This window comes from Type-A symbiont of Plautia stali (assembly GCF_059731155.1).
This window is the reverse complement of sequence record NZ_AP035891.1, coordinates 3951229-3963852: the sequence shown is the minus strand read 5'-3', so window position 1 is coordinate 3963852 and position 12624 is coordinate 3951229. Positions and strand designations below refer to the sequence as shown.

The 12624-nt window shown below is 56.8% G+C and carries 10 protein-coding genes and 4 pseudogenes; 9 read left to right on the top strand and 5 right to left on the bottom strand.

Translation table 11 applies throughout. From position 1 onward, the window contains the following. Positions 1–95 precede the first annotated feature (95 nt). Positions 96–413 (top strand): met regulon transcriptional regulator MetJ, encoded by a 318-nt coding sequence (gene metJ, locus AC6I8M_RS20960; RefSeq protein ID WP_007885403.1) that lies wholly within the window; start codon positions 96–98, stop codon positions 411–413. 76 nt (positions 414–489) lie between these two features. Here metJ and rpmE read toward each other — a convergent pair whose 3' ends face one another. Further along, the gene (rpmE, locus tag AC6I8M_RS20955) at positions 490–705 is read right to left on the bottom strand and encodes a 50S ribosomal protein L31 (protein ID WP_010618228.1); all 216 of its coding nucleotides are present in this window, start codon (positions 703–705) and stop codon (positions 490–492) included. A gap of 276 nt (positions 706–981) precedes the next feature. On the opposite strand from rpmE, the gene priA reads away from it, so the two are divergent. The 6 genes and pseudogenes from priA (at position 982) to AC6I8M_RS20925 (ending at position 7910) form a co-directional block, all read left to right on the top strand. Beyond that, complete coding sequence (gene priA / locus AC6I8M_RS20950; RefSeq protein ID WP_010618230.1) at positions 982–3180, top strand: primosomal protein N'; 2199 nt, start codon at positions 982–984, stop codon at positions 3178–3180. 166 nt (positions 3181–3346) lie between these two features. Continuing rightward, positions 3347–4384 (top strand): DNA-binding transcriptional regulator CytR, encoded by a 1038-nt coding sequence (gene cytR / locus AC6I8M_RS20945; protein WP_010618231.1) that lies wholly within the window; start codon positions 3347–3349, stop codon positions 4382–4384. A 153-nt stretch (positions 4385–4537) separates the two neighbouring features. After that, the gene (gene ftsN, locus AC6I8M_RS20940) at positions 4538–5377 is read left to right on the top strand and encodes a cell division protein FtsN (RefSeq protein ID WP_022548487.1); all 840 of its coding nucleotides are present in this window, start codon (positions 4538–4540) and stop codon (positions 5375–5377) included. 143 nt (positions 5378–5520) lie between these two features. Beyond that, entirely contained in the window at positions 5521–6051 is a 531-nt protein-coding gene (gene hslV, locus AC6I8M_RS20935) for an ATP-dependent protease subunit HslV (protein WP_010618233.1), read from the top strand. An 11-nt stretch (positions 6052–6062) separates the two neighbouring features. Next, entirely contained in the window at positions 6063–7397 is a 1335-nt protein-coding gene (gene hslU, locus AC6I8M_RS20930) for an ATP-dependent protease ATPase subunit HslU (protein ID WP_010618234.1), read from the top strand. Positions 7398–7546: 149 nt separating this feature from the next. Continuing rightward, positions 7547–7910: pseudogene (locus AC6I8M_RS20925) on the top strand (YibL family ribosome-associated protein). Between the two features lie 6 nt (positions 7911–7916). Here AC6I8M_RS20925 and AC6I8M_RS20920 read toward each other — a convergent pair. The 3 genes and pseudogenes from AC6I8M_RS20920 to AC6I8M_RS20910 form a co-directional block, all read right to left on the bottom strand. Then, positions 7917–8795, bottom strand: coding sequence for a VirK/YbjX family protein (locus AC6I8M_RS20920; protein WP_498013840.1), 879 nt, complete (start codon positions 8793–8795; stop codon positions 7917–7919). 261 nt (positions 8796–9056) lie between these two features. Continuing rightward, entirely contained in the window at positions 9057–9674 is a 618-nt protein-coding gene (sodA, locus tag AC6I8M_RS20915; protein WP_010618236.1) for a superoxide dismutase [Mn], read from the bottom strand. 158 nt (positions 9675–9832) lie between these two features. Next, a pseudogene (locus tag AC6I8M_RS20910) lies at positions 9833–10858 on the bottom strand (LacI family DNA-binding transcriptional regulator). 312 nt (positions 10859–11170) lie between these two features. On the opposite strand from AC6I8M_RS20910, the pseudogene AC6I8M_RS20905 reads away from it, so the two are divergent. Next, a pseudogene (locus AC6I8M_RS20905) lies at positions 11171–11612 on the top strand (PTS sugar transporter subunit IIA). Positions 11613–11631: 19 nt separating this feature from the next. Continuing rightward, positions 11632–11850: a PTS sugar transporter subunit IIB gene (locus tag AC6I8M_RS20900; RefSeq protein WP_498013599.1), complete on the top strand. Its 219-nt coding sequence runs from the start codon at positions 11632–11634 to the stop codon at positions 11848–11850. 29 nt (positions 11851–11879) lie between these two features. On the opposite strand, the pseudogene AC6I8M_RS20895 reads toward AC6I8M_RS20900, so the two are convergent. Further along, a pseudogene (locus AC6I8M_RS20895) lies at positions 11880–12576 on the bottom strand (IS5 family transposase). Positions 12577–12624 lie beyond the last annotated feature (48 nt).

Genomic DNA, 12624 nt, shown 5'->3' with positions numbered 1-12624 from the left:
GCATAAAACCGGCAGTTTAAGCGGTCAGGCATCGAAAAATCGGGCATAATCAACGGATTTCCCCATATTCAACTTTTTATTGATTAAGGTAACCCATGGCTGAATGGAACGGCGAATATATTAGCCCTTACGCTGAACACGGTAAGAAGAGCGAGCAGGTTAAGAAGATTACAGTTTCTATCCCGCTGAAAGTGCTGAAGATTTTAACTGATGAGCGTACCCGCCGTCAGGTGAACAATCTGCGTCACGCCACCAACAGCGAACTGCTGTGCGAAGCCTTTTTGCATGCCTTCACCGGGCAACCGCTGCCGAATGATGTTGATCTGCGTAAAGAGCGCAGCGACGAGATTCCGGAAGAAGCAAAACAGATTATGCGTGAGATGGGCATCGATCCCGACAGCTGGGAATACTGAGGCCAGAAATAAAAAAACCCAGCCGAGGCTGGGTTTTTCTTGCAACCGAATCGTGAAGATTCGCCGGCAAATAATCTTATTTCTTGCTGCCTGGGATGCTGAAACGCTTGTTGAAGCGATCAACACGACCACCAGAGTCAACAACACGCTGCTTACCGGTACAGAACGGGTGGCATTTGCCGCACACGTCCAGGTTCAGGGTACCAGTCATGGTTGAACGGGTGTTGATCACGTTGCCGCAAGAGCAGGTGATGGTCACAGCTTCGTATTTCGGATGAATACCTTGTTTCATGGGAGAACCTCATAAAAGGCCGTGTCGCTCTCCGTGCCAGGCGAACCTGCACAGCACCACACGCGGTTAATAAATGGTGTATCTTTGACGAGTCATCTCATCAAAGGCGGCATAGTATACAGAAAATGAGCGCATTGATCAAATCAGCGCAATGCGCCGCGCTCTGCCACCCCAGATAAACGCCTGCAGCCAGCGCCAACGCGCGCTGAAGTATGACGGGGGTGACGCCAGCGTGTACACTACTTCTCCTTTTTACAGAACCGGATAGAGATCGACATGCCCGTTGTTCAGGTTGCCCTGCCCGTTCCGCTGCCTCGCCTGTTTGACTACCTGCTGCCCGCCGATGCGCCGCAGCCGGTAACCGGCGCGCGCGTCAGCGTGCCGTTCGGCAACCGGAAAATGACTGGCATCGTGGTTAGCACACGCGCCACCAGCGATCTCCCCCTTGCCCAGCTGAAACAGATTGATGCGTTTCTCGACGACCGCTCGCTGTTTTCGCCGGCGCTGTGGCGCATCCTCAACTGGGCCGCCGGCTACTATCACTCTCCGCTCGGCGAAGTGCTCAGCCATGCGCTGCCGGTGCTGCTGCGTCAGGGCAAACCGGCCCAGGAAGCGCCGCTGTGGCAATGGGTGGTGAACGAAGCCGGGCGCGAAGTGGCGCTGGAAAGCCTGAAGCGCGCGCCGAAACAGCAGCAGGCGCTGGCGGCGTTGCGTCAGCGGCCGCTATATCGTCACCAGATCGGCGAGCAGGATTTTACCGATGCCGCGCTTCAGGCACTGCGTGCCAAAGGCCTGTGCGACCTGCGCGAACATGCGCCACAGCAGCACGACTGGCGCGCCAGTTTCGCGGTGAAAGGTGAACGGCTGCGGCTGAATACCGATCAGGCGATGGCGGTTGGCGCCATTCGCAGCAAGGACGAGCATTACGCCGCGTGGCTGCTGGCAGGCATCACCGGATCGGGTAAAACCGAGGTCTATCTCAGCGTGCTGGAGAATGTGCTGGCGCGCGGCAAACAGGCGCTGGTGCTGGTGCCGGAAATTGGCCTGACACCGCAAACCATTGCCCGCTTTAGTGAACGCTTCGATGCGCCGATTGATGTGCTGCACTCGGCGCTCAATGACAGCGAGCGTCTGGCAGTATGGCTGCGCGCGTGCAGCGGCGAGACCGCCATCGTCATCGGCACACGATCCGCGCTGTTCACACCGCTGGCGCGGCCGGGCGTGATCATCATTGATGAAGAACACGACAGCTCCTACAAACAGCAGGAGGGCTGGCGCTACCAGGCGCGCGATCTGGCGGTATTCCGCGCTCACGAAGAAGATGTGCCGATTGTGATGGGCTCGGCAACGCCGGCGCTGGAGACGCTGCACAACGTGCGTGTCGGCAAATATCGCCAGCTCAACCTGACCAAACGCGCCGGTAACGCCAAACCGGCGCTGCAGCAGCTAATCGATCTCAAAGGGCAGCAGCTGAAAGGCGGTCTCGCGCCGGCGCTGCTGGGCAAGATGCGCCAGCACCTGCAGGCGGATAATCAGGTCCTGCTGTTTCTCAATCGCCGCGGCTTTTCGCCGGCGCTGATGTGCCACGACTGCGGCTGGCTGGCGGAGTGCCAGCGCTGCGACAGTTATTACACGCTGCATCAGCATCATCGTCAGCTGCGCTGTCACCACTGCGACAGCCAGCGTCCGCTGCCACATCAGTGTCCGGGCTGCGGTTCAACCCATCTGCTGCCGGTCGGCGTGGGCACGGAACAGCTGGAGCAGCAGCTCAGCACGCTGTTTCCTAGCGTACAGGTGTCGCGCATTGATCGCGATACCACCAGCCGTAAAGGCGCGCTGGAGCAGCATCTGGCCGATGTGCATCGCGGCGGTGCGCGCATTCTGGTCGGCACGCAGATGCTGGCCAAAGGCCATCACTTCCCGGACGTGACGCTGGTATCGCTGCTAGATGTCGATGGCGCGCTGTTTTCCGCGGATTTCCGTGCCGCCGAGCGTTTTGCCCAGCTTTACACGCAGGTAGCCGGCCGCGCCGGCCGCGCCGGTAAGCAGGGCGAAGTGTTACTACAGACGCACCATCCGGAACATCCACTGCTGCAAACGTTGCTGCATCGCGGCTATTTTGCGTTTGCCGATCAGACGCTGCTGGAGCGCCAGTCGGTTCAGCTGCCGCCGTGGACCAGCCACGCACTGTTTCGCGCTGAAGATCTGGATAATGCGCAGGCGGCGGAGTTCCTTACTCAGCTGCGTAACCTGCTGGAAGCCAGCCCGCTCAAAGATAAGGCGATGTGGCTGATGGGGCCAGTGCCGGCGCTGGCACCGAAGCGCAGCGGACGATGGCGCTGGCAACTGCTGCTACAGCATCCGTCGCGCAAGCGGCTGCAGCAGTTGCTGAGCAGTTCACTGCCGCTGGTCACCACCCTGCCCGCCGCGCGCAAAGTCAAATGGACGCTGGATATCGACCCCACCGAGAGTTAAGCCGCGCCACATCTGCGAGCCAGATCGAAAAAAGTCGCACAAGTCACAATTTTTATGCAAATTAAGTAACAACCTCACACGGCGTTGGGTTAACAATAGTGCCCGTCCCGGCACTGGGCCGGCTATGTGTGAATATCTATGCGCTGTACCGCGTCAGGAGTTAACGTTGGATCAGAAGCAACCCTCATCAGCAGCCACCATGAAAGATGTGGCCGAGCAGGCTGGCGTCTCCACCGCCACGGTTTCGCGCGCGCTGATGAATCCGGAAAAAGTCTCCGCAGCGACCCGGCAGAAAGTGGAACAGGCGGTGCAGGCCGTCGGCTATGCGCCGCACGGTCTGGCGCGCAACGCCAAACGCGGCGACACGCAAACCATTCTGGTGATTGTGCCGGACATCTGTGACCCTTTCTTCAGCGAGATTATCCGCGGCGTGGAAGTGACCGCCGCGCAGGAAGGCTATCTGGTGCTGATTGGTGACTGCGCGCATCAGGATCAGCAGGAGAAAACCTTACTTAACCTGATGCTGACGCGCCAGATTGACGGCATGGTACTGCTGGGTTCGCAGCTGCCGTTTGACGCCGGCATTGAAGATCAGCGCAATCTGCCGCCCATGGTGATGGGCAACGAGTTCGCGCCGGAGATGGCGCTGCCCACGGTGCATATCGATAACCTGACCGCGGCCTTTGAAGCGGTGAATCATCTGTTACAGCTGGGTCATCGGCAGATCGCCTGCATCACCGGACCGGAACATATCCCGCTCAGCCAGTATCGGTTGCAGGGCTACATCCAGGCGCTGCGCCGCAGTAATATCGCCATCGATCCCACGCTGATTGTGCACGGCGACTTCACCTTTGAAGCCGGTGCCAGCGCGCTGAAGCAGCTGATGAGCCTGCCGCAGCCGCCGAAAGCCCTGTTCTGCCATAGCGATCTGATGGCGCTGGGCGCGATGAACCAGGCGCGCAAGCTGGGAATGCGTATTCCGCAGGATCTGTCGGTGGTCGGCTTCGATGATATCGAGCTGGCGCAATACTACGATCCGCCCCTGACCACCGTGGCGCAGCCGCGTTTTGCCATTGGCCGCGAAGCGATGCTGCTGCTGCTGGATGAGCTACAGGGTAAACGGGTCAACAACGGTTCACGCCTGCTCGACGCCGAACTACGCGTACGCGGCAGTACCGCACCGGCAACAAAACGCGAAAAATGAATGCGGGAACCCTGCATTTTCAGCAGATTCTGAAGGCAGACTGTGCTGGTCAAAGTTCCAGCCCTTGAGTAACATGACGCATTCCTTGCCGGGCAAAATTAACACCACATTTACACGCCCAGTGGCATTTTTTTGAAGGGTATCAGAACGAAAGTGGCACAGAGAGATTACGTAGGCCGCGGGCGTTCAACAGGGACGCGTCGCAAAAACCCCGCAGGCCGCAGCAAGAAAAGCAAAGGCGGCTCCGGCACTTCAAAGCTGATGATAGTACTGGTCGTGGCAGTGCTGGTGACCTTTGCCGGTGGTTTATGGTTCATCTCGCATCACAAAAAAGAAGAAACACCGGTGATTCCGAATCATAAAGCCAACGGTAATGGCCTGCCGCCGAAGCCGGAAGAGCGCTGGAAGTACATCAAAGAGCTGGAAAATCGTCAGGTGACCGTGCCGTCGCCCACCGAGCCGTCTGCCGGTGGCGAAATCAAATCGCAAACCCAGCTGACCGACGAGCAGCGTCAGCTGCTGGAGCAGATGCAGGCCGATATGCGCCAGCAGCCAACCCAGCTGAACGAAGTGCCTTGGAACGAACAAACCTCGGCTCAGCGCCAGCAAACGCTGCAGCGTCAGCAGCAGGCACAACAGCAACAACAGCAGTTGCAGCGTCAGCAGCAGCAGCGTCAGCAGGAATTGCAGCAGCAGGCCGCGCCGATCACTCGCGAGCCGGCGAAGCCGCAGGAGAGCGCCAAAGCCAAAACGGAAGAGAAAGCGAGCACCCAGCGCTGGATGGTGCAGTGTGGTTCCTTTAAAGGCACCGATCAGGCGGAATCGGTACGCGCCGGTCTGGCGTTTGAAGGTTTCGAAAGCCGCATCACTACTGGCGGCGGCTGGAATCGCGTGGTGATTGGGCCGTTTAAAGACCGCAGCAGCGCAGACAGCACCGTGAAGCGCCTGCATAGCTCTGGCCACAGCAGCTGTATCCCGCTCGCCCTGCCTTAACCCTCCCTGCTCGCCCCCGGCAATTTGCAGCATCAGATATTGCCGGGGGTTGAAACCCCACAGGATTACCCCATATTCTGGTTGCATGATACGCCGCGCCCGCTGCGCGGAGTCTTTTTTCCACTGCAACAAGGGGTCTGCCCGTGACAACAATAGTAAGTGTACGACGCAACGGCCGGGTCGTGATCGGCGGTGATGGCCAGGCGACGCTCGGCAATACCGTAATGAAAGGCAATGTTAAAAAGGTGCGTCGTCTTTACAACGACAAAGTGATCGCGGGCTTTGCTGGCAGCACCGCAGATGCCTTTACCCTGTATGAACTGTTCGAACGCAAACTGGAGATGCATCAGGGCCATCTGGTGAAAGCCGCGGTTGAACTGGCGAAAGACTGGCGTACTGACCGGATGCTGCGCCGCCTTGAAGCGCTGCTGGCGGTTGCCGATGAGAACTCCTCGCTGATCATCAGCGGTAACGGTGACGTGATTCAGCCGGAAAATGACCTGATTGCCATCGGTTCCGGCGGGCCTTACGCCCAGGCAGCCGCCCGCGCGCTGCTGGAGAACACGGAGATGGGTGCGCACGATATCGTAGCCAAAGCGCTGAATATCGCGGGTGATATCTGCATCTACACCAACCACAATATTAACTACGAAGAATTACCGTCTAAGGCGTAAGGACCAAAACCATGTCTGAGATGACTCCACGTGAGATTGTCAGCGAGCTTAACCGCTTCATCATCGGCCAGGACGGCGCCAAAAAAGCGGTCGCCATTGCGCTACGTAACCGCTGGCGCCGCATGCAGCTTGACGAAGAGCTGCGCCATGAAGTGACCCCGAAAAACATCCTGATGATCGGCCCGACCGGCGTCGGTAAAACCGAAATCGCCCGCCGTCTGGCGAAGCTGGCCAATGCGCCGTTCATCAAAGTTGAAGCCACTAAATTCACCGAAGTGGGCTATGTCGGGAAAGAAGTGGATTCGATTATTCGCGATCTGACGGACTCAGCCATCAAGATGGTGCGCAGCCAGGCGATCGAGAAAAACAAATACCGCGCCGAAGAGATGGCGGAAGATCGCATTCTGGATGTGCTGATCCCGCCAGCGAAAAACAACTGGGGCCAGCCGGAGCAGAGCGCTGAGCCGTCCGCCGCGCGCCAGTCGTTCCGCAAAAAACTGCGCGAAGGCCAGCTGGATGACAAAGAGATTGAGATCGATCTGGCTGCTGTACCGATGGGCGTTGAGATCATGGCGCCTCCGGGCATGGAAGAGATGACCAGCCAGCTGCAGTCGATGTTCCAGAACCTCGGCGGCCAGAAGCAGAAACCGCGTAAGCTGAAAATCAAAGACGCGATGAAGCTGCTGATTGAAGAAGAAGCGGCCAAGCTGGTGAACCCGGAAGAGCTGAAGCAGGACGCCATCGACGCGGTTGAACAGCACGGTATCGTGTTCATCGACGAAATCGACAAAATCTGTAAGCGCGGCGGCCAGTCGTCGGGCCCGGATGTGTCACGTGAAGGCGTACAGCGCGATCTGCTGCCGCTGGTGGAAGGCTGCACCGTGTCCACCAAACACGGCATGGTCAAAACCGACCATATCCTGTTTATCGCCTCCGGTGCGTTCCAGGTGGCCAGCCCGTCGGATCTGATTCCGGAGCTGCAGGGTCGTCTGCCGATTCGCGTTGAGCTGCAGGCGCTGACGGTCAATGATTTTGAACGCATCCTGACCGAACCGAACGCGTCCGTGACCGTGCAGTACAAAGCGCTGATGGGCACCGAAGGCGTTAACGTTGAATTTACCGAAGACGGCATCCGTCGCATCGCCGAAGCGGCGTGGCAGGTGAATGAAACCACCGAGAACATCGGTGCACGTCGTCTGCACACCGTGCTGGAGCGTCTGATGGAAGATATCTCCTACGACGCCAGCGATCGCCACGGCGAATCGATCACCATTGATGCTGAATACGTTGGTCAGCATCTGGATGAACTGGTGGCCAACGAAGATCTTAGCCGCTTCATTCTGTAATCCCGATCGATACCCAGCCTTACGCTGGGTATTTTTTTGCCCGCACGCCGCGCTCTACCCGATTATCCCGTTGCGTCTGTTGTCGCTGCGCTGCAAAAACGGGCGGATATGATGTATCCTTTGCCTGTTTTCCTTAATGAGTTTTCCCAATGAAAGAACAAGAAAAAGCCGACATTAAACGTCTCAGCGACCAGCTGGACGCGCTGAATCGCAAAGAACCGCAGCTACTGGAAGCGGGCGATGCCGAAAAGCTTGGCGCGCTGCTGAACAGAGAAAGAGACGCTGGTGCAGGAGATTGAGCGTCTGAGCAACGTGCGCGAAGAGAAGCTGAGCAAAGAAGCCCAGCAGCTGAAAAAGCTGCTGTTCAGCCGTGAAATCACCAAAAAAGAGCAGGCGAACATGGGCGCACTAAAGAAAAGCGTGCGCGGCCTGGTGGTAGTACACCCGATGACCGCGCTGGGACGCGAGATGGGGCTGGAGGTGATGACCGGCTACGCGAAGCAGCCGTTCTGATTGCCGTTACGCGGCGTGGGCCACGTCGCGTTCTGCCCCGGCAGCCTGCAGCACCAGCGTATCCAGCAAGGCATAGCGGCGGCGATACTCCGCGCGCTTCTTGCTGGCAATCTCTTCCAGCTCTTTACGTGCCATGCTCAGCGGCAGCGTAAACAGCTCATCACGACGCATTTCCCCGCCCAGTGACAGCCAGAACTCGCTATAGCTGGCAAAGAACTTATCGCCTTTGCTGTGACGGTAGCGCAGGCTGCGGAAAACATGGGTGGTATCGCCGACGGCGGTAATGGCCTGTACGCCGCACTGTGCCGCCAGAATAAATACCGCTTCCATCAGCAGACGCTTAGGAAATACGCCGTGCGCGGCTTTGGTGGCATCGCGAATAACGTCATTGGAAATATGTTTCCGCGGCCCCTGCAAGCCCCCAATTAATAGCGTGCGCTGCTGCTGTTCCTGAATAATAGAGAATGACAGCGAGGCAAGCGTCATATCCTGATAATTAAGCAGCAGCGTAATTTCCCCTTCCCGATCGTAATGGCCGGAGCAGCAATAAAGCGCAAATTGCTCTTCGTTTTTGCCGGTGAAACGGGCAAGGAGATTACCGGTCGGGCTCAGCAGCAACTGGCACAGCTGATTATTCGCCAGCCTATCCATCAATTGATAATGATCGAGAATCGCCGGCGCACGCTGTACCACGCTGAAACCGACGCGCAAATAGGGACGATGTGGCTTAGCCGGCAGTAATCCCTGGCTGTTTAACAGCTGCGGCAGAAAAGAGAGTTTTGCCAGCTGATGGAGATAATTAAAGGTGGTCAGTGGAAATACCGCTGACCTTAAGGCAAATTTCAGGCGAAATTGCTGGCTATTCCATAGCTTATCTGGCCGCAGCTTTCCACTGACTCACTGACTAAAGGCATAAACAGCGCTACCGCCGAAACGGAGTCCGGCTCAGAATGTGTAATATATAGACATGATTATTTTTACGTCGCGAGATAACTGAAGGCTACTGTATGCCCCAAATTATCAACGGCGCGTTAATAACCACTTTAGCCTTGTCATGACGTGGTGTTTGTTGAGCTGCGGTTTAGGATGGCGATAAAAAAACCGGTGCACGCAGGCACCGGTTATTCACATAGCGTAAGCCAGAACTTATTTTGCCGAGGCGAAACGTGCCGCTGCTTCGTCCCAGTTCACCACGTTCCAGAACGCTTTGATGTAGTCAGGGCGCTTGTTCTGATACTTCAGATAGTAAGCGTGCTCCCACACATCCAGACCGATGATTGGGAAACCAGACACGCCGGCGATGGCTTCGCCCATCAGCGGGTTGTCCTGGTTAGCAGTTGAAACGACCGCCAGCTTGTCACCTTTTTTCACCAGCCACGCCCAGCCAGAGCCAAAACGGGTCGCGGCCGCTTTCTCAAACTCTTCCTGGAATTTCTCAACGCTACCGAAATCTTTTTCGATTGCCGCTTTCAGGTCGCCCTGCAGCGTGGTGCCAGTTTTCAGGCCTTTCCAGAACAGGCTGTGGTTAGCGTGGCCGCCAGCGTTGTTACGCAGTGAGCCTTTTTTGTCTGCTGGCAGCTGATCCAGTTTGGTGATCAGTTCATCAACCGGCAGGTTAGCGAATTCGGTACCTTCCAGCGCCGCGTTGGCGTTGTTAACGTAGGTCTGGTGATGTTTAGTGTGATGGATTTCCATCGTCTGCTTGTCGAAGTGCGGTTCTAGTACGTCGTAGGCGTACGGCAGGGATGGCAGTGAATAACTCATGTTCTTCCTCTCCATTTAGTGTTTGGCAGCACAACCTTGCTGGTGTGCCGCATAAGCAGTCGGATCATTATAGTTAAAATCATGATCCGGAAAAGGGTTATCAATGCCTTAGTAATTATAAGGATTTGATCAATCTGGCAAAAGGTGCGCACACACGGCTACACCTTGTGCGTACTGGCGCGCAGCTTAAGCTGCACCGGCAGCTCATTGATGGCAGGCGGCTCGTCGCCGTTGAGCGCCGCCAGCAGGCGTTTACCGGCCATGCGCCCCATCTCCTCGTACGGCAGCACAATGCTGGTCAGCGGCGGCGAACACACCGCCGCCAGCGGGCCACCGCCGATGCTGGCAATCGCCAGCTGGCTGGGCACCGAGACGCCCGCTGCGTGACAGGCATGATGGCGCCGCACGCCGCTTCATCGCTGGTACAGATCAGGACGTCCAGTTCCGGCCAGGTGAGACGGATTTCTGCCAGCAGGCTGTGGCCAGCGGCAAAGGTGGGCATTTTCGGTGAGGTCACCACGCGGTGCGGCGCCAGATTCAGCGCCAGCATCCCGCTGTGCCAGCCATTGAGCAGCTGACGGAAAATAGTGCTGTGCGTTTGTGTGCACAGCAGGCCGGGATGGCGATAGCCGCGCTCCACCAGGCTGTTTACCAGCTGACGAATGGCTTTCGCATAGTCCACGCCGATGCTGATGCCGGCAGAATCCTGATGCACGCCACCGATGTCCATTACCGGCAGGCCGGAGTTGCTCAGCAGGCGCTGCGCTTCGGCGGCATTGTCGAAATTGAAGTGCACCATCGCGGCCGGGTTGTAAGAGAGCAGCATCTCAATCAGCTCGCTCTCCTCCGCCGCCGAGTGATTGGCTTCGGCCAGCATCATGTTATAGCCCTGCGGCCGCAGCACCTCCTGCAGTGCCTCTGACACAATCGCGCTGCCCGGCGTAGCAAATGAGGGTACCACCCATGGTGATCAGCCGCGACGAGGCCGACGCCAGGTTACGCGCCTGCACATTGGGCACATAGGCCAGTTCCGCGACGGCCGCGTCGATCCTTGCGCGAATTTCGGGCGACACTTTGTCCGGCATACGCAAAGCGCGCGACGCCGTCATGGCGCTGACACCGACCAAACGGGCAACATCGGCTAGCGTGCTTTTGCCGGTACTGCGCCGTCGTTTTTCTGTCATGCGTTCTCCTGTCTCTACCCTGCTGGTTCCGGGTAGCGCTCGATTTATCCGCACGCAGCTTAAAACCAAAAGCAAATTGGTGCCATGTTAAAAACCACAGAATCGGGCATGCCTCATTGGCTGCGTGATTTTCGCTGGCCTGAGCATGTCACCCCGGCCTTAGCGTGACGAACCGCGCGCGCAAAAATGTTACCGCTAACACACTTTTTAACATTACTCGTGTTAGCGCTAACTTTTGCGAGCAACATCACAGAACCTAGGCGATAAAATCACCTGCAGTGCACCGCATCGACGAATAAACAGGAATTACTGATGCTCACTCAATGGCTAACACCGCAACATATCCGGGTAGTAGACGACGTTCGCGACTGTCAGGAAGCGGTGCGCTTATCGGCCGAGCCGCTGCTGGCGGAGGGGGCAATTACCCCGGCCTACCTGGATGCGATCTTTACTTCGCACGCTGAGCTGGGGCCCTATATATGTGCTGGCGCCGGGTCTGGCGATGCCGCATGCGCGTCCGGAACAGGGTGCACGCAAAAACGGCCTGTCGCTGCTGCACGTAAAACAAGGCGTGAATTTTGCCGCCGATGAAAACGACCCGGTGTTTGTCGTTATTATGCTGTGCGCCCTGTCTGGCGACGATCATATTCAGATGATCACCGCACTGGCTGACGTGTTCAGCGACGAATCCCGCCTGCAGCAGTTGCTGTCGGCATCAGCCCTGCCAGCGATTGAAGCTGTCATTAAAGATTAATCACCAGAGAAACCTGAAAATGAAAAAAGTACTAATTGTGTGTGGAAATGGTTTAGGTAGCAGCTTCATTGTGGAAATGAACGTGAAGAAAATTATTAAGGAGCTGGGTAAAGAGGCTGAAGTAGGTCATACCGATTTAACCTCTGCCAAATCTGAACAGGCCGATATTATCATCAGCGCTAAAGATATCGCTGACCATGATGATTCTGTTTGTCGCGCTGGTACTGGTCGCCGGTAAAGAGTTTACCGAAAGCTAGGCTGTGTCCCTTAATTACATAACCTTTTGTAAAACAGCCGGATGCATCCCAGTTTCACCATCGCCAGATAATTCCTCGCCGTTTTGTCATAACGTGTGGCAATGCGGCGGTATTCTTTTGTCCGGAGTGGGCTTTGTCAGCCAGCACTGCATGGCCACGACGCTTCATGCTGCCGTTCCGGCGCTGAACACCAATACCGTCCAGAAGACGTTGTGCAAACTGGCTTTCGTGAGCCTGACCGGGACTCAGTACGATATTTAACGGCAGACCGCTTCCGTCTGTCGCCAGATGGATTTTGGTGCCAAAACCACCGCGAGAGCGACCCAGCCCATTATCTCCGGCGATATCGGAATGTTTTTTTGCGCCCCGGCGGCGCACCTGAGTGCCCGGATATTGCTGCCATCCAGCGCAGTTGCGGACCAGTCAGCGAGACCATGAGCATCAAGAGAAGAAAGTAACCTGTTGAAAATAATGTTAATCACTCCCGATTTAGACCATCGATTAAAACGGTTATAAACGGTCTTCCATGGGCCATATCGCTCAGGCAAATAGCGCCATGGTGCGCCTGAACACAGCACCCAGAACATGCCGTTGATGATCATACGATGTTCAGCCCATGGACGTCCGGCCCGTGGTGTTGCTGGTTCAGCAGGTAATAAGGGCTGGATGATAGTCCATGCTTCATCGGGAAGGTCGTAGCGAGTCATAGTTCAATGTGTTGTAGAAACAGGTAGTTACTATATCTCAGGTGATTA

Coding starts and splice junctions, on each gene's coding strand:
- metJ (WP_007885403.1), top strand. CDS start 96: ATGGCTGAATGGAACGGCGAATATATTAGCCCTTACGCTGAACACGGT.
- sodA (WP_010618236.1), bottom strand. CDS start 9,674: ATGAGTTATTCACTGCCATCCCTGCCGTACGCCTACGACGTACTAGAA.
- AC6I8M_RS20900 (WP_498013599.1), top strand. CDS start 11,632: ATGAAAAAAGTACTAATTGTGTGTGGAAATGGTTTAGGTAGCAGCTTC.
- rpmE (WP_010618228.1), bottom strand. CDS start 705: ATGAAACAAGGTATTCATCCGAAATACGAAGCTGTGACCATCACCTGC.
- priA (WP_010618230.1), top strand. CDS start 982: ATGCCCGTTGTTCAGGTTGCCCTGCCCGTTCCGCTGCCTCGCCTGTTT.
- hslU (WP_010618234.1), top strand. CDS start 6,063: ATGTCTGAGATGACTCCACGTGAGATTGTCAGCGAGCTTAACCGCTTC.